This is a genomic window from Aeromonas genomosp. paramedia, from assembly GCF_023093515.1.
In the GTDB taxonomy this organism is placed as follows: Bacteria; Pseudomonadota; Gammaproteobacteria; order Enterobacterales; family Aeromonadaceae; genus Aeromonas.
In genome coordinates this window covers 1-17795 of record NZ_JAAROG010000030.1, presented here as the reverse complement: position 1 = coordinate 17795, position 17795 = coordinate 1, and the positions used below count along the sequence as shown (strand labels likewise).

Below are 17795 nucleotides of genomic sequence, written 5' to 3'. Positions count from 1 at the left end.
AAAATATGTGCAAACACAGTGCGTTGGATCGGATTTTCAGCCCACAGCGGCAGCATCTGACGGGGGAGTGCGATATGCTGATGCGCTGACGTTCCACCCGACCTCACCCGAGGCCTCTTCCATGAAATACCTGGTAGTACAAACCAAACAGATAGGAGATGTGCTGATCTCCACCGCACTGTGCAACAACCTCAAGCAGCACGACCCCGCCGGGGAGGTTCACTATCTGGTCATGGATTACTGCGCGGGGATGGCGGAGGGGAATCCCAACATAGATCGCTTGATCGTCATCGAGAAGGCGCGCCGCAACGAGTGGCGCTACATGAAAGAGTTGCTGCTGGGCATTCGCCGCGAGCGCTACGACGTGGTGATCAACAGCCAGGGCCAGATGATAGGCCTGCTCACCTGCCTCATCTCGGGGGCAAGACTGCGGATCGGCTTCGACTCCTTCCCCTGGCGACTCGGCCACAACCACATTGTGCGCTTTCGCCACGACACCGAACATCAGGGCAACAGCACCCTGGTGGATGACAGGTTCTCGCTGCTAAAGCCCCTGGGGCTCGCCAAGGAGGATCGCAACTACTATCTCTGGCTGAGTGAAGCGGAGAAGCAACGGGGACGGGAGACTCTGCAGGCCGCCGGCATAGATCCGGGCAGGCCGCTGATCGCCATGGGGGTCAACTCCCTTGGCCACTACAAGCGCTGGCCCATCGACTGTTTCGCCGAGGTCGCGCGCTGGCTCATCGAGCAGCACCACGCCCAGATCCTGATCTACTGCGGCCCGGGGGAGGAAGAGTACAACCGCAGCCTGAAGCCCTTGCTGCCAGAGACGCTGCAGACCAGCGTGTTTGACCGCATACAGACCCGCTCGGTGCGGGAATTGGCAGGGCTTATCGCCCACTGCCAGCTGTTCGTCGGCAACGACACAGGTCCGCGGCATATAGCGCAGGCGCTGGACATACCGCTGCTGACCATAGTCTCTCCCCTGGGGCACTCCGCCATTGCCAATCCCGTCTCTCATCCCCGCTATCGATTCATCGATACCAATCACCAGCACCCCGAGCAGGAAGTCTTGAATGTGCAGGAGAGACTGGCCACATTCTGTGCTGAGCTAGGAATAGCTCACGACAATGAATAAATAATCGGCTACAGAAGTATGCCCCACCAGTAACGCAATTTATGGTCTAGACCTTTAATTCGTTGCTGGTTATGACCATGCCACCCGAAAACGGGTTTCACCACTACCGATATGATTGAATGACTCTCGTACTCGGAACCATAGATTGACGCTAGAAACTTGGTTAAAGATAGTGGACTATATGTGATTATTCTTTCGTAATTTGTTGAAATAATTACATTATATCTCAGTTGATTTTAATATCACACTCTATAGCTTATTTAAAAACAGGCCATGTTTTAATAAAATAGTCTATTTAGATCACCCCCTAGTAGCTCATCCATTGTTAAATGATATTAATTTTTCACGCCTCGTTGCTTATGTCTTAAGGAATGAGACAGTGACGACCTCATGATAATAGCCAAGAATAGCTTAAATCTGGCTGGTTTTTTACATGACTTGATGAGTTCCTTGATAAGAAATCTAAACTTAAGAGCTTTTGCAGATAAAAAATTATAATTTTTATCGAAATAATAAAATAAAGATCTATAAAACTCTATTTCTATGTCTAGATTTCTATTCGTACTCCCACCACCATAATGAATTATCTTTGCATCAGGAACAAAAAATACATTCATTTTTTCTTTCTTCATTCTAATGCAGATATCTTCTTCCTCACAGTAAAGGAAAAAATTAGGATCTAAACCTCCAATTTTAAAATAATCAGATGCGCGAAAAAACATTGATGCTCCACTACCCATTTGGACACTAAATGGATTTTTATATTCCTTCTTCCTATCCATATATTCTGATGGTTTTAACATTCGACATAACCCGTTACCAAACCACTGATTAGCTACTGATGGTAAATAGGCAAAAGATGGATGATATATACCATCTTTATTATACTGAGATGGTATACACAACGATACGTCTGGATTATTCTCCATAAACGAATGAAGTATATCAAGCGCGCCCTCATCCACTAGCGTATCATTGTTAAGGACAAATATGTACTCCCCTTTTGCTTTTGATATTCCAAATATGTTCCCAAGAGCAAACCCTAAATTAATATCATTTTCTATAAAGTGTATTTTACTATTGTTTTTAATTTTCAAATAGTCAATAACCAAGCCACGTTCATCCGCGTTTGAATTATTATCAACCACTATTATTTCATATTTCTGACATGAGCCATTCAATATACTATCAATGCAATTTATTGTGTATTTAGACGAATTGTAATTTAAAATAACAATTGAAATAGAAACCCCCACACTATACCCCTCTAATTTTAACAGTCGCATTAATCATTAAATTAATCACACAAAGAAACGATATAACCTCACTGTTTAGGGCTATTGATTTATTCGTTTTCACTCTTCTTAAAAACAATAGATGCGGCTATAACCAAGGATGAGACAAAGAAAGTAATACCAGAATTGTGACCGAAAAATGCCTGACTGAGGCAATAATCAATCGATGAAAAAACAGTCACGATAACCAACGCTGAACCACAATGCACATCATCATTATGAGGTTGATGCAAACGTCTTTTTACCAAGAATAGGGGGATCAGCATCATCAGTAGCAGCGCACCAAGGCCAACAACGCCTCGTTTTGCCATTTCATCGAGAAACTGGTTATGGGCATGAGAATTGAAATCATAGATAAACTGGCCAATCTCTCCCCGTGCCAGCTGTGCTTTTTGTGACTCCCGAATCCCATGATTGCCCCAGCCAAATAGTGGCTTTTCGGTAAAGCTCTGCCAAGCACTCTGCCAAAGCTGAAGTCTGATGCCCAATGAGGTGTTGAGGTTGGTTTTGTCAAGATACTGGCTGATATCGTGTTGAGCCTGCTCAATCCGCGCTTCCACACCGCTCTGCGGCTGGGCAATGAGCCCTCCCCCACATAGCAAGATACCGGCAATCATAGCGATGGCTCTCTTACGATAGAGGCACTCTTTGAACAACATCCCAATGGTTAGCAAAATAACAGGTAGCAATATCCAACCACCGCGGGTGCCCGAAAGAAAGCTGGCCCCCATCCCTCCGCAGATACCCAGCAGCATGAAGAGAGAGAAGACCAGTCGTCCATTCTTCTGAGCCCAAAACAGGCCACAAAGGCAAAAAAGTCCCAGCGACATGGCAATATTGCCACTTTGAATTGGCATCAAGTCACCAAATGCCCGCTCGTAGCCAAGGATAGACTTGTCATGGATAGCAATGCCAAACGCGAGCAGAGCCCCAAGACCAAAACCAGACAATAACCAAGAAAGCCGTACTGGTATATAGGCCAGCAGAGGCAGCATAACCACTGCCATCAAGGCCCGGCTGGGCCTGTCTATTTCACTTATCTTGCCACCATCTAGCCAGACTGAGAGCGCCATGACGATAAAATACGTCAACAAGCCAAGTCCAATGAACTTGAGCTCACGAGGGAATCTCCAAATGGAGCGCTTGATGCCAATAAAACCGAGGCTTGCAAGCAGCAGCAAGGCGGGACCATATGAATATCCACTCGGGACGACCAATGCCAACGCACCAAACAGAAAAGCGGACAACTGAACGAACATAGAAAATAAATGGTCACTCCGTAGCCATAAATAGTTCCTGCTGGCTGAAATATCTGTTTTTAACGGCATGTTTTTCTCTACCACAACCTTATTTTCTGAAGACATAGTTGCCACGGATCTTGCGCCACAACCCGAACATGTCGGTGCGAGGGAAGATGGCGATCCGGCGGATCTGGAGCGGATCCCGATGCATGGCCCTGGGGCCGCTGTTGGTGGCCACAGCATAGCGGTAGCCGGCGGCGCAGGCCTCGGCTTTCGCGCTCTCGTTCAGATCCCCGTAAGGGTAGGCAAACGACAGGAGCGGCTGGCCAAGCAGCCGTTCCAGCCTCTCCTTGTTGGCCAGGATCTGGTGGGCCTGTTCCTCTGGGGAGAGCGTGCTCAGGCGTGGGTGCGTCAGGGTATGGCCACCGATCTCCACATGGCCAGAGGCCACCAGCGCCTTGATCTCGTCGCCATTCATCAGGGCCACAGGCGTATCGGGGTGGGTCGGATGCTCCACATCCCAGCGATTGTGATCCTCGCCGGTCACTATGTACACCACCGCCTTGTAACCATATTTTTCCAGCAGCGGCAGCATGCGGGTGAGATTGTCCCGATAACCGTCGTCGACGGTGATCATCAGGAACTTCTTGCCGTATTGCAGCCGGTGGATGAAGCCCTTGTCCGCCAGATCCGCGAACGTCAGGGTCTCGTAACCCAGCCACTTCATCAGCTTGAGGTGTTTCTCGAACATGGCGATGGGCAGCCAGGTACCGTGCACCCCCTTCTCGCTCTCCTGCTCGATGAAGCGGTGATACATGATGACCGGCATCTCCCGGCGCAGGGTCTCGATCACCGCATCCTGATAGATGGACTCGAGCCCGCTCACCACCTCCTGCAAGTCATACTCCTGCCGGATGCGCTGGCGCAGGCTGTCCGGCACGCTCTTGCTCGCCAGCGCCGGGGCTATCTGCCCCTTCAGCGCGGCAAAATCGATGGCCAGATCGCTGGGCCCTATGTCGCCGAAGTTGCTGGCCAGCGCCTCGTCCAGATTCTGTTCGGTCACCAGCCCGAGGGCCTTGGCCTCGCCGATGGCAAACGCCGGACGGCCGCACAGCAGAGCTTCCATCGCCACCCGGCCGGCGCCGATCACCAGATCGCACTGTGCCAGCAGGGCGGGTACATCATCCACATAGCCGACGAAATCGACCTTGTCCTGGAAGCGGGCAAAGCGCTCCGGCACTCGGGTGCCGCTGACAACACGGACTTGGCAGGCGTCCAGATCCAGCACCTCGTCCAGCAGGCGATAGCAGAGCTCCCCCTTGGGGCCGCTCAGTCGACCTATGATGGCGATCACCGGCTTGGGATTATCCGGCGCAGGTACAGGCTGGAATTTGTCGGTTTCTATGCCGTTGCGCAGCACCTGCACCATGGCGGGATCCACCCCCAGGTTGTCGATGATCTGGCGGGCGATATCTTCACAAACGGCAACCGCCCGATAGCCGAGGGCATGGAAGGCCTTGCGGGAGGCATGCACCGGCTGACGGCCATGAACTGTGGTGATCATGGGGGTGCCGGTCAGCTTGCAGGCCACATAGCTGCTCCAGCCGGAGGCGCGGGAGTGGGCATGGACCAGCTGGATGTGGTGCTTCCTGATGAGATAGATGAGGTAAAACACATGCCAGAAGCGGCGCAGTATGCTGCGTTTGTTGAACCTCAGCTTGAATACGGGCCCTTGCGTGGGCTTGGTCAGGGTATCTGACACGTAAAAGACGTTGTGACCACGCCGGGTCAGCTCGTTGCCGACCGTGGTGGCATAGACCTCAGCTCCCGTGACTTCGAGCTGGGAGAGTGCCATCAATATGTTCATGCAAGCGCATCCGATCGACGGGCGGCCAGGGCCGCCCGTCAGAGGGGGATCAAGCCCGGTTCAACCAGGCCATGTAATCGGCTACGCCTTCGGCGACAGTCTTGAACTCGCCGTCATAACCGACGCCGCGCAAGCGGGTCAGATCGGCCTGGGTGAAGCTCTGATAGCGACCCTTGAGGTGATCCGGGAAGGGAATGTACTCGATGGCGCCTTGCTGGTGATGCTTGATCACGGCCTCGGCCACGTTCTGGAACGGCTCGGCACGACCGGTGCCACAGTTGAAGATGCCGGAGTGCTGCGGGTTCTGCCAGAACCAGAGGTTCACCTTGCAGACGTCGTCCACATAGATGAAGTCGCGCATCTGGCCGCCATCCGGGAAGCCGTCACAGCCCTCGAACAGCTTGGGATTGTCCCCCTGCTTCACCTGGTTGTTGAGGTGGAAGGCGACGGAGGCCATGGAGCCCTTGTGCTGTTCGCGCGGACCGTAGACGTTGAAGTACTTCAGGCCCACCACCTGGGAGTCGATCTCTGGCAACCAGCGGCGCACGTATTGATCGAACAGCTGCTTGGAGTAGCCATAGACGTTCAGCGGCTGCTCGAACCTGGGATCTTCGATGAAGTTGTCGTTGCGGCCGCCATAGGTCGCGGCGGAGGAGGCATAGATGAAGGGAATTTCCCGCTCGATGCAGTAGTGGAACAGATCCTTGGAGTACTCGTAGTTGACCTCCATGATGAACTTGCCGTTCCACTCGGTAGTCGCGGAGCAGGCACCTTCGTGGAAGATCACCTCGATGCCGCCATCCCACTCTTCAAACTCGTCACCGGAGACGATCCGCGCCTGGAACTCGTCCTTGTCCATGTAGTCGGCGATGGTGAGATCGACCAGGTTGACGAACTTGGTGCCGTCGGTCAGGTCGTCGATGACCACGATATCGGTCCGTCCTTGAGCGTTCAGCTGCTTGACCAGATTGCTGCCGATAAAGCCAGCACCGCCAGTTACTACGATCATGGAGTTTGCCTCGCGTACGTTGATGGCCCCGTGTGACTGCCTGTTAAAGCTGTGTATAGTGGGCCAATTTGAAATTGCCGAAAAGTTTATCACGGGCCGCCAGGGGATTCGACCTCGGCGCACAGGGCCCGGCAGAGGGATCAGTGATGAAGACCAGAGACAGGATCATCCACAGCGCCACCGAGCTGTTCAACGATCAGGGTGAACGCAACATCACCACCAACCACATTGCCGCCCATCTCGGCATCAGCCCGGGCAACCTTTACTACCACTTCCGCAATAAAGAAGACATCATCCACTCCATCTTCGATCAGTACGCCCGCCACCTGAGCGAGAGCTTCACTCCGGCCCGCAGCCACGAGATCAAGCTGGAAGATCTGATGGGTTATCTGGATGCCATCTTCTATCTGATGTGGCAGTTCCGCTTCTTCTACGCGAATCTGCCGGACATCCTGAGTCGCGACGAACCCTTGCAGCACAAGTACCTCAAGGCCCAGGAGCAGCTGCGCGCCGCCGTGGAGGCGCTGCTCAGAAGCCTGCGCGAGGGTGGCATCATAGACGTCAGCGACGAAGACCTGCCGGATCTCGGCCAGACCATCAAGATGGTGGTCACCTGCTGGATCCCCTTCCAGATTGCCCAGGCGCCCCATACCCGCATCACCAAGCCCTTGCTTTATCAGGGGGTCTTGCGAGTGCTCTTCCTGCTGCGCCCCTATGTCCAGCCCCAGGTGATCGCCCAGATCCGCCAACTGGAGCAGCACTACCACCAACTGGCCCAACCAGCAGGGTGAGATCTGTTTCACAATTGTTGAATATCAGCATAATAATTTGAATTGGTGCGCAACGATTGCAGTAAAATGTTGCCCATTCCAGGGTCTGTCGACGTTTCGTCACGACCACGACGACGTCAGTCCATGCACCCGCACGGCCCAAGATCCTGATAACACAGTCGACACAGTCAATGAGGACCGAGGATGTCTAACGGATTCTATCGTCACCTGGCCGAACAGCTCGAACAGGTCAAGGCGGAAGGGCTATACAAGCAGGAACGCATCATCACCTCGGCTCAGCAGGCCCAGATTGCGGTGGGCGGCGAGCAGGTTCTGAACTTCTGTGCCAACAACTACCTGGGGCTGGCCAACCACCCGGATCTGATCGCTGCCGCCCATCAGGGGCTCGACAGCCACGGCTTCGGCATGGCCTCGGTGCGCTTCATCTGTGGCACCCAGGATCAGCACAAGGCGCTGGAGCAGAAACTGTCCGCCTTCCTCGGCACCGAGGACAGCATCCTCTACTCCTCCTGCTTCGATGCCAACGGCGGGCTGTTCGAGACCCTGTTCGGCGCCGAAGACGCCATCATCTCAGATGCACTCAACCACGCTTCCATCATCGACGGCGTGCGGCTGTGCAAGGCCAAGCGCTATCGCTACGCCAACAACGACATGGCCGAGCTGGAAGCCCAGCTCAAGCAGGCCAATGCCGACGGCGCCCGCTTCAAGCTGATCGCCACCGACGGCGTCTTCTCCATGGACGGTGTCATCGCCGACCTCAAATCCATCTGCGATCTGGCCGACAAATACGATGCCCTGGTGATGGTGGATGACTCCCACGCGGTGGGCTTCATCGGCGAGAACGGCCGCGGCACCCACGAATACTGCGACGTGCTGGAGCGGGTCGACATCATCACAGGCACCCTGGGCAAGGCGCTCGGCGGCGCCTCCGGCGGCTACACCTCCGGCAAGAAAGAGGTGATCGACTGGCTGCGTCAGCGCTCCCGTCCCTACCTCTTCTCCAACTCCCTGGCGCCCTCCATCGTCTCGGCCACCATCAAGGTGATCGACATGCTGGCCGATGGCCACGCCCTGCGTGCCCGCCTGAAAGAGAACAGCGAGTACTTCCGCACCCGGATGAGCGCCGCCGGCTTCACCCTGGCCGGTGCCGATCACGCCATCATTCCGGTCATGCTGGGGGATGCCAAACTGGCCGCCGAGATGGCGAGCCGCATGCTGGCCGCCGGCATCTACGTGGTGGGCTTCTCCTTCCCTGTGGTGCCCAAGGGCCAGGCCCGCATCCGTACCCAGATGTCTGCCGCCCATACCCGCGAGCAGCTGGACAAAGCCATCGATGCCTTCATCCGCATCGGCCGCGAGCTCGGTGTGATTTGATCACATGGCTAGCTGATTAAAACGGGGGCCAAGGTTGGGCCCCATTTTATTACCCTCTGTACCCGGCACAGCGCCGTGAGGAATCTGTCATGAAAGCACTCTCCAAACTCAAATCCGAAGCCGGCATCTGGATGACGGACGTCCCGGCTCCCGAGCTCGGCCACAACGATCTGCTGATCAAGATCCGCAAGACCGCCATCTGCGGCACCGACATGCACATCTACAACTGGGATGAGTGGGCCCAGAAGACCATACCCGTGCCCATGGTGGTCGGTCACGAGTATGTGGGAGAGGTGGTCGCCGTCGGCCAGGAAGTGCGCGGCTTCGCCATCGGCGATCGTGTCTCCGGCGAAGGCCACATCACCTGCGGCCACTGCCGCAACTGCCGCGCCGGTCGCACCCACCTGTGCCGCAACACCATTGGTGTGGGTGTGAACCGCCCGGGCTCCTTCGCCGAATACCTGGTGATCCCGGCCTTCAACGCCTTCAAGCTGCCGGACAATATCCCCGACGAGCTGGCCGCCATCTTCGATCCGTTCGGCAACGCCGTGCACACCGCCCTCTCCTTCGATCTGGTGGGTGAAGACGTGCTCATCACCGGCGCCGGCCCCATCGGCATCATGGCTGCCGCCGTCTGCCGCCATGTGGGCGCCCGTCACGTGGTGATCACCGACGTCAACGAATACCGGCTGGAGCTGGCCCGCAAGATGGGCGCCACCCGCGCCGTCAACGTGGCCAAGGAGAAGCTCTCCGACGTGATGGCCGAGCTCGGCATGACCGAAGGCTTCGACGTGGGGCTGGAGATGTCCGGTGTACCCAGCGCCTTCCAGGACATGATCGACAAGATGAACCACGGCGGCAAGATAGCCATGCTCGGCATTCCTCCCTCCACCATGGCCATCGACTGGAACAAGGTGATCTTCAAGGGACTGTTCATCAAGGGGATCTACGGCCGCGAGATGTTCGAGACCTGGTACAAGATGGCCAGCCTCATCCAGTCTGGCCTGGATCTCAGCCCCATCATCACCCATCACTTCCACATCGATGACTTCCAGCAGGGCTTCGAAGCCATGGGGTCAGGCAAGTCCGGCAAGGTGATCCTGAACTGGGATTGAGAAGCCAGGACAACGGCTTGTGGATAGGTGCGAAGGCCCGGTCCGGCACCGGGATCCTGAGTGGAGACAAGTCAGCCTTTTTCACGGCTGAATGCAAAACCCGGCGAAAGCCGGGTTTCTTTTTGCTCTTGCCTTGCCTGCTGCCCCTGCCGCCGCAGAAACTTTGTTCGCAGATTGCTTAACACTTCACACACAAGCGTTTAAATGCCTGTAACTATTCGGTTATAATCCCGTCGTTTTCTAGGGATAATAAGAGCCTGCTGGGAGTACATGAGCGTGTTGAAAAAACTGAGCTATTTGCTGGCTGCCGGGATGGCGGCCGCCACCCTGTCCGGCGCCGTCCTTGCCGCCGATGAGATGTCGACGGAAGCCATCGCCGAGCGCATAGCCCCGGTCGGTCAGGTCTACACCGCCAAGGATCTGGAAGGTATTGCGACGGCCGCGGCCGCCCCTGCTGCTGCCTCGTCCGGCCCTCGGGATGGCGAGACAGTGTTCAAGGGCGCCTGCTTTGCCTGCCATGATACCGGCGCGGCCGGCGCGCCCAAGCGCGGTGACAAGGCCGCCTGGGAACCACGCATCGCCCAGGGGTTCGACACCCTGCGCAAGCATGCCATCGAAGGCTTCACCGGCAAGGCCGGCATGATGCCGGCACGGGGTACTTGCGCGGCCTGTAGTGACGAAGAGATCGAAAACGCCATTCACTACATGATCGACAAGCTCTAAGTGGTTGAAAGGGCTTCTATAGCAGCCCTTTCAATCCAATCACTTCCGACTACGCTTGTAGATGAGTTAATTCGGGAGTGTTGCATGTCAGTCCAGCCCCTCACACCGCCAGATCCCCCCCCCTTGCTGGCGGTCGTTTCTTCCATCATGGATTTTCCCGCGCCCGGCATCGCCTCTCCTGAGGACTACGCCAGACTGGTAGAGCAGTTGGGCAGGCTCTGCCCCCTGCAGCACTTTGCCATGCTGGGGCTGGCCGATGGCGGCCTGCACTGGTTGTATGAACATCGGCTGCCCGAGGTGTTCAAGCAGCAACTAGGGCGTGAAGGGCCCCGTCTCACCGAACAGCTCACCCGGCTCGATGAACATCAGGGATGGTGCGTGCAGGCGGTGGAACACTATGAGGTGCAATGGCTGCTGGCCCGCGGCGCCCCCGAACAGACCCCGACCCTGAGACTGCTGCTGGAGTGTCTGGCCAAGCGCCTGCACGAAACCCAGACCGGCACCCAGCTGGCGGGGCAGGCTTCCCCCCTCATGCAACGGGATCCCCAATGGCAGAAGAAGATTGAAAAAATCAGCCGTATCATGCGGTTGGCCCACAACCTGCCGCAGCATGCCCTGTTTTCCCAGCTAGAGGCCGTGCTGCGCCAGATGCTTGCCGTCAATGACATGCTGCTGGTCCGCCTCGACAACCTGCGGCTGGATAAACTCTATCCGATGCGGCTTGCCTATGATGACGACGTCATCAGGGCCCTGTGCCACAGCACCAACAGCATAGAGCGCAGCGAGGCCGGATTGTTCTGGTACAGCCTGCCCCTGCGCCAGCAGCAGCAGTATTTCGCCCACCTCATCATCAATACTGCCCAGCCCCTGGAAGCCGATGACAGACTGTTCCTCGACTTCCTGCGCCACCAGTTGACCCTGCTGCTTGAGCTCAAGAGAGTCAGGCAGCAGCTGGATGAACTCAACTCGGAAGAGTCCATCAACCAGCGACTCCAGCAGCTGCGCCAGACCAACCTGCGGTTGCAGAAACGACTCAGGCATCACCAGGAGCTGGAGCGGCGACTCCAGTTCAATGCGCTGCACGACCCGCTGACCCAGCTGCCGAACCGGGCCCTGCTGATGAACCACCTCCATCACGCCATGACCCGTTACCGCCGTTACCAGACGGCCGGCTTCACCCTGATCTTCGCCGACGTGGATCACTTCAAGCAGGTCAATGACGCCCTGGGCCACAGTGCCGGCGACCAGCTGCTGCAGGAGCTGGCCAAGCGCCTGCAGAGCTGCATCCGGCAAAATGACATGGTGGCCAGGCTGGGGGGCGACGAGTTCGTCATCTATCTGGACAACAGTCAGCAGGAGGAGGACGTCAGCCCCGTACTCAACCGCATTGTAGGCCGCATCGCCCACCCGTTCCGGCTTCAGGGCAATGAGCTGACCGTGACCGTCAGCCTGGGGGTGGCCAGCGTGTCGGAGCAGACCACGGACATCAGCGAGCTGCTGCACCAGGCCGATCTCGCCATGTACCAGGCCAAGCGCAATGGCCGCAGTCGCATCGTCATGTACTCAGACGCCTGCATGGAGCACTCGGGCTCGCCGGAGGAGCGGCTGTTCAGGGCCTTGCGGGAAGGGCGGATTGTGCCCTACTTCCAGCCCGTGATCAGGCTGTGTGACAGCCGCCTGGTCGGTCTGGAGGTGATGGCGCGCTGGATAACGGAGGAGGGGGAGCTCAAGGATGCATTCGACTTCATTCCACTGGCCGAGCAGTGCGGCCTCATTCAGGATCTGGATCGCCAGATCCTCAGACGCACCTGCCAGCAGTTGAAGAGCTGGCTGCAGCTCTCGGGGGGCGGCCGCTTCAAGATATCGCTCAACCTGTCCGGCAAGCACCTGGCCAGCCGCGAGCAGATCATGGCGCTGGTCCACATCATGGAGGAGGAGGGGGTGATACCCGGCTACTTCATCTTCGAATTCAACGAGCGGGAGCTCTCCAGGCAGAGTGCCGACTCCCTCACCTCGCTCCATGAGCTCAGGGCCAAGGGGATCCAGATCAGCCTCGACGACTTCGGGACCGGCTTCTCCTCCCTCAATGCCCTGTTCCACTTCCCGGTGGACTACATCAAGGTGGATGACAGCTTCACCCATCGCATGCTGAACTCCCCCAAGGATCTGGCGCTGATCCGCGCCATGCGGGACATCTGTCAGGATCTCGACTTCACCCTGGTGGTCGAGGGCATAGAGAACCAGCAGCAACTGCAGAAGCTGATCGAGCTGGGCTGCGCCCTGGGGCAGGGGCGCCACATCTCCCCGCCTCTGCCAGGATCCGACATCATACCGCTGCTCGCAGAGCCCCCGGCCTAGCCTTCTCTCAATCCTTCTTGAACAGGGCCCTCAGGTTGGCAACGCCGACCTGCCCCTTCTGCTGGCGCTCCTCGGCCGTCACCTTCTTCTGGTTCTCCCACTCCAGATCGTCCTGGGGCAGCTCCAGCAGGAAGCGGCTCGGCTCGGGGCGCACCGACTCCCCATACTGACGCCGCTCCTTGCAGAGGGTGAAAGTCAGTTCGGTCTGGGCCCGGGTGATGCCCACGTAGGCGAGACGGCGCTCCTCCTCCACGTTGTCCTCGTCGATGCTGGTCTGGTGGGGCAGCAAGCCCTCTTCCATTCCCACCATGTAGACATAGGGGAACTCCAGCCCCTTGGAGGCGTGCAACGTCATCAGCTGCACCTGATCCGCATCGTCCTCCCCCTCGTTGCGCTCCATCATGTCCCGCAGGGTGAGGCGAGTAACCACCTGGGCGAGCGTCATGGCCTCCTCCAGCTCGTCCCCCTCCAGCATCTCGGTGATCCAGCGATAGAGGGTGGAGACGTTCTGCATCCGCATCTCGGCCGCCTTCGGGCTGGGGGAGGTCTCATAGAGCCACTCCTCGTAGTGGATCTCCTTGATCATGTCCCGCACCGCCTCCACCGGGTTGCCTCGCAGCGCCTGATCGCCGAGCCGCACCAGCCAGTTGGTGAAGGCCTGCAGGGCCACGAGGCCACGGCCGGACAGGTGCTGCTCCAGCCCCAGCTCGAAGCTGGCGGCAAACAGGCTCTTGCCGCGCTGGTTGGCGTACTGCCCCAGCTTCTCGAGGGTGGTGGGGCCGATTTCCCGGCGCGGCAGGTTGACCACCCGCAGGAAGGCGGTGTCTTCGTCCGGATTCACCAGCAGCTTGAGGTAGGCCATGATGTCCTTGATCTCGGTGCGGGAGAAAAACGAGGTGCCACCGGAGATGCGATAGGGAATGCGGTTGGTCATCAGCGCCTTCTCGAAGATGCGCGACTGATGGTTGCCCCGATAGAGGATGGCGTAATCCTTGAACCGGGTGCGGTTCATGAACTTGTGGCCCATCATCTCGGCGGCGATCCGCTCCGCCTCGTGCTCCTCGTTCTTGGCGAACAGCACCTTGACCGGCACCCCGTAGTCGAGCTCGGAGAAGAGCGCCTTGTCGAACACATGGGGGTTGTTGGCGATCAATATGTTGGCGCACTTGAGGATGCGCCCCTTGGAGCGGTAGTTCTGCTCCAGCTTGATGAGCTTGAGGCTGGGGAAATCCTCGTTCAGCAACACCAGGTTCTGCGGCTTGGCACCGCGCCAGGAGTAGATGGACTGATCGTCATCCCCCACCACAGTGAAGCGGGCCCGCTCGCCGACGATCTGCTTAACCAGCTCGTACTGGCTGGTGTTGGTGTCCTGATACTCGTCGACCAGCAGGTAGCGGATCTTGTTCTGCCAGCGGGTCCGCACCTCCTCGTTGTTCTTCAGCAGCAGGGTCGGCATCACGATGAGGTCATCAAAATCCAGCGCGTTGTAGGCCACCATCTGACGGTGATAGCGCTCGTAGAGCTGAGCCATCAGCACCTCTTCCGGCCCCCGGGCGATGCGCATGGCACGCGCCGGCAGGATGAGGTCGTTCTTCCAGTTGGAGATCTGGGTGATGAGGGCCGACAGTTTGTCCTTGTCGTTGTCGAGCTCCGCCTCGGTCAGCTCTTTCAGCAGTGCCAGCTGGTCGGTATCGTCGAACAGGGAGAAGTTCGCCTTGAGATTCAGACTCTTGTGCTCGCGGCGTATGATGTCGAGCCCCAGGGTATGGAAGGTGGAGACCATGAGCCCCCGCGCCTCCTTGCGACCCAGGGTCTGGCCGACCCGCTCCTTCATCTCCCGCGCCGCCTTGTTGGTAAAGGTCACAGCGGCGATGTTGCGGGCGTTGTAGCCGCACTGCTGCACCAGATAGGCGATCTTGTTGGTGATGACGCGGGTCTTGCCCGATCCGGCACCCGCCAGCACCAGGCAAGGGCCGGAGACAAACTTGACCGCTTCGTTCTGATTGGGGTTGAGCTTCATGGGCCGGATCTCTTGGCTTATGATGAGGGGCGGCATTGTAACAGAGATCCCGCGGGCAGCCGAAACCGGACACAGGATCCCGCCACTTCGCCTTGTGTTTGCCCGTCATTTTCCGGATCATGACCGACTTTTCCAGAGGAGATGAGGGGAGCATGAATCAGCAACAGCACGCCCAATTGCGTAGCCAGTTTCCGGCCCTGACACAGGAGGTGAATGGCCACCCTCTGATCTATCTGGACAACGCCGCCACCACCCAGAAGCCGCAGGCGGTGCTGGACGCCATCGCTCACTACTATCGGGCCGACAACGCCAATGTGCACCGCGCCGCCCATGCCCTGAGCGGTCGCGCCACCCGCGCCTTCGAGGCAGCCCGCGAGACGGTCGCCCGCTTTATCAATGCGCCCCGCAGCCACGAGGTGATCTGGACCCGTGGCACCACCGAGGCGATCAATCTGGTGGCCCAGAGCTGGGGCATGAGCGAACTCAAGGCAGGGGACGAGATCGTCCTCAGCACCCTGGAGCACCACGCCAATATTGTGCCCTGGCAACTCATCGCCCAGCGTACCGGCGCCATCATTCGCGTCATTCCGCTGGATACGCGCGGGGATCTGGATATGGAGGCTTACCTGGCCATGCTGGGGCCGCGCACCCGGCTGGTGAGCGTGGCCCACGTCTCCAATGCCCTCGGCACCGTCAATCCGGTATCGCAGATAGTAACTGCCGCCAAGGCGGTCGGCGCCCTGACCCTGATCGACGGTGCCCAGGCGGTGGCCCACCTCGAGGTAGATGTGCAGGCCATAGGATGCGACTTCTACGCCTTCTCCGGTCACAAGCTCTACGGTCCGACCGGTATAGGCGTGCTCTGGGGCCGCACCGAACTATTGGAGCGGATGCCGCCCTGGCAGGCAGGGGGCGAGATGATCGACAGAGTCAGTTTCAGCGGCACCACTTTCAATACCCTGCCCTTCAAGTTCGAGGCGGGGACCCCCCATATCGCCGGGGCCATTGGCCTGGCTGCCGCCATCGACTTTATCAGGACGCAAGACAGGGCGGCCCTGGTGCGCCACGAACAGGCACTCACCGACCATCTGGTCGCTGGCCTGCGGCAGGTGCCGGGCCTGCGCCTCATCGGGGAACCAGCACAACGGGCAGGCGCCGTCTCCTTTCTGCTGGACGACATCCACCCTCAGGATGCCGCCACCCTGCTCGACATGCAGGGCATAGCGCTGCGAGTCGGTCATCACTGCGCCATGCCGCTGATGGACAGCCTAGGTATAGGCGGCACGATGCGGGTCTCCCTGGCCTGTTACAACAACCGGGACGATGTGGACGCCCTGCTGGCGGCCCTGCACAAGTTAAGTGACTTCTTCTAAGGCAGATAATCGAATGAGTGACCTCGCAACCTATACCCGGATCGGCCTTGAGCCCGACGCAAATAGCATCCGCCAGCAGTTTGCCGCCGCACCTGGCTGGGAAAACCAGTACCGCCTCATCATCCAGCTCGGCAAACAGCTACCCGCACTGCCCGGTGAGTGGCAGCAGCAGGAGTATCGACTCAAGGGGTGTGAAAGCCAGGCCTGGTTGAAAGGAGAGAAAAGCGAGGATGGTTGCTGGCACTTCGCCTGCGACTCCGACGCTCGCATCGTGCGCGGGCTGATCGTCATCGTGCTGGCGGCGCTCAACCACCAATCCGCAGAGGTGATTCAGGCCTTTGATATGGAAGCCTATTTCACAGAGCTGGGGCTAGAGAAACATTTGAGCCCGTCACGGGGTAACGGGCTCAGGGCAATCGTGCTGGCGATCCGGGAGCTGGCAGTCTAACCCGCCTTGTTCAGTGGTCGATCAGGCTTCGCTAATCGACCCTACCTCTCCATTCCCGGCCTCTTTCTCGGCCCGGGCGCCCCGTTCGGCAATCTTCTTCAATACCCGGGACGCGGCCACCAGACCGAAGGTCGCCGTCACCGGTGTCACCGCGCCAAAGCCGGAGGCGCAATCCATCTTCATGTTGCCGTCGCTGGCCGCCTTGGCCTGACAGGTGCCGCCATTGCCATCGGGATAGCTCAGCTGCTCGGTCGAGAAGACACACTCCACCCCGAACTTGCGCGCCGGATTCTTGCTGAAGTTGTGCAACCGGCGCAGGTCGGAGCGCACCTTGGCCGCCAGCGGATCCTGAATGGTCTTGGCCAGATCCGCCACTGTGATTTGGGTCGGATCCATCTGCCCGCCGGCACCGCCCGCTACGATCACCGGGATCTTGTTGCGCTTGCAGAAGGCGATCAGCGCCACCTTGGCCTTGACCGAATCGATGGCATCCACCACATAGTCAAACTCCCGCCTGATATGCTCAGCCAGGTTGTCGGCGGTGACGAAGTCATCCACTTCGCTCACCTCGCAGTCGGGGTTGATGGCGCGGATGCGCTCGGCCATGACTTCTGTCTTGAGGCGGCCGACCGTGCCCTGCATGGCGTGGATCTGACGATTGGTGTTGGTGATGCAGATGTCATCCATGTCGATCAGGGTGATCTGGTTGATGCCGGCACGGGCCAGCGCCTCAGCCGCCCAGGAGCCGACCCCGCCTATCCCCACCACGCAGACCTTGGCCTGACTGAAAGAGCCAAGGGCGCGCTGACCATAAAGACGGGCAATGCCCCCGAATCGCTGTAGATATTCTGCTTTCATACCACCACCTTGCTTGAGGGCGGCCATTATAGCGACAACCACGGTCAGCGGCGATGATCGGGTGAAAATGGTGCCGATGCGAGGGGGAAATACGTGCTGTGTCGGCATGCTTGAAACGAAAAAAAGCCCAGTCTTTCGACTGGGCTTTCTAAATAGTGGCGGAGCGGACGGGACTCGAACCCGCG

General features: G+C 58.1%; 14 protein-coding genes. 8 read left to right on the top strand and 6 right to left on the bottom strand.

The features are described from left to right. Positions 1 to 121: 121 nt before the first annotated feature. Positions 122 to 1138 (top strand): glycosyltransferase family 9 protein, encoded by a 1017-nt coding sequence (locus tag HB860_RS20505; protein WP_247627777.1) that lies wholly within the window; start codon positions 122 to 124, stop codon positions 1136 to 1138. Between the two features lie 335 nt (positions 1139 to 1473). Here HB860_RS20505 and HB860_RS20500 read toward each other — a convergent pair whose 3' ends face one another. Genes HB860_RS20500 through rfaD form a run of 4 tightly spaced genes read right to left on the bottom strand, consistent with a single transcriptional unit; the run spans position 1474 to position 6550 of the window. Continuing rightward, positions 1474 to 2424, bottom strand: a complete 951-nt coding sequence (locus HB860_RS20500) for a glycosyltransferase family 2 protein (RefSeq protein WP_247627776.1) — start codon at positions 2422 to 2424, stop codon at positions 1474 to 1476. 59 nt (positions 2425 to 2483) lie between these two features. Then, the gene (locus HB860_RS20495; RefSeq protein ID WP_247627775.1) at positions 2484 to 3797 is read right to left on the bottom strand and encodes an O-antigen ligase family protein; all 1314 of its coding nucleotides are present in this window, start codon (positions 3795 to 3797) and stop codon (positions 2484 to 2486) included. Continuing rightward, positions 3781 to 5541 carry a polysaccharide deacetylase family protein gene (locus tag HB860_RS20490; protein ID WP_247627774.1) on the bottom strand — a complete coding sequence of 587 codons (1761 nt, stop codon included), beginning with the start codon at positions 5539 to 5541 and terminating at the stop codon, positions 3781 to 3783. The genes HB860_RS20495 and HB860_RS20490 overlap by 17 nt, the downstream gene beginning before the upstream one ends. 49 nt (positions 5542 to 5590) lie before the next feature. Further along, the gene (gene rfaD, locus HB860_RS20485; RefSeq protein ID WP_247627773.1) at positions 5591 to 6550 is read right to left on the bottom strand and encodes an ADP-glyceromanno-heptose 6-epimerase; all 960 of its coding nucleotides are present in this window, start codon (positions 6548 to 6550) and stop codon (positions 5591 to 5593) included. A gap of 146 nt (positions 6551 to 6696) precedes the next feature. Here rfaD and HB860_RS20480 point away from each other — a divergent pair, with 146 nt between their 5' ends. From HB860_RS20480 to HB860_RS20460, 5 genes are all read left to right on the top strand, one after another. Then, positions 6697 to 7341 carry a TetR/AcrR family transcriptional regulator gene (locus tag HB860_RS20480; RefSeq protein ID WP_025325250.1) on the top strand — a complete coding sequence of 215 codons (645 nt, stop codon included), beginning with the start codon at positions 6697 to 6699 and terminating at the stop codon, positions 7339 to 7341. A 183-nt stretch (positions 7342 to 7524) separates the two neighbouring features. Continuing rightward, entirely contained in the window at positions 7525 to 8715 is a 1191-nt protein-coding gene (locus HB860_RS20475) for a glycine C-acetyltransferase (RefSeq protein WP_247627772.1), read from the top strand. An 89-nt stretch (positions 8716 to 8804) separates the two neighbouring features. Then, positions 8805 to 9830, top strand: coding sequence for an L-threonine 3-dehydrogenase (tdh, locus tag HB860_RS20470; protein ID WP_043132655.1), 1026 nt, complete (start codon positions 8805 to 8807; stop codon positions 9828 to 9830). Positions 9831 to 10100: 270 nt separating this feature from the next. Beyond that, on the top strand, positions 10101 to 10553 hold the full coding sequence (locus tag HB860_RS20465; protein WP_162519260.1) for a c-type cytochrome: 453 nt from the start codon (positions 10101 to 10103) through the stop codon (positions 10551 to 10553). A gap of 84 nt (positions 10554 to 10637) precedes the next feature. Beyond that, positions 10638 to 12911: a putative bifunctional diguanylate cyclase/phosphodiesterase gene (locus tag HB860_RS20460; protein ID WP_247627771.1), complete on the top strand. Its 2274-nt coding sequence runs from the start codon at positions 10638 to 10640 to the stop codon at positions 12909 to 12911. Positions 12912 to 12918: 7 nt separating this feature from the next. Here the strand turns inward: HB860_RS20460 and rep are convergent, their stop codons facing one another. After that, the gene (rep, locus tag HB860_RS20455; RefSeq protein ID WP_202048071.1) at positions 12919 to 14931 is read right to left on the bottom strand and encodes a DNA helicase Rep; all 2013 of its coding nucleotides are present in this window, start codon (positions 14929 to 14931) and stop codon (positions 12919 to 12921) included. Between the two features lie 152 nt (positions 14932 to 15083). Here rep and HB860_RS20450 point away from each other — a divergent pair, with 152 nt between their 5' ends. Then, entirely contained in the window at positions 15084 to 16304 is a 1221-nt protein-coding gene (locus HB860_RS20450) for an aminotransferase class V-fold PLP-dependent enzyme (RefSeq protein WP_247627770.1), read from the top strand. 13 nt (positions 16305 to 16317) lie between these two features. Continuing rightward, positions 16318 to 16752 (top strand): SufE family protein, encoded by a 435-nt coding sequence (locus HB860_RS20445; protein ID WP_247627769.1) that lies wholly within the window; start codon positions 16318 to 16320, stop codon positions 16750 to 16752. 21 nt (positions 16753 to 16773) lie between these two features. Here the strand turns inward: HB860_RS20445 and tcdA are convergent, their stop codons facing one another. Beyond that, positions 16774 to 17610, bottom strand: coding sequence for a tRNA cyclic N6-threonylcarbamoyladenosine(37) synthase TcdA (gene tcdA / locus HB860_RS20440; RefSeq protein ID WP_247627768.1), 837 nt, complete (start codon positions 17608 to 17610; stop codon positions 16774 to 16776). Positions 17611 to 17795 lie beyond the last annotated feature (185 nt).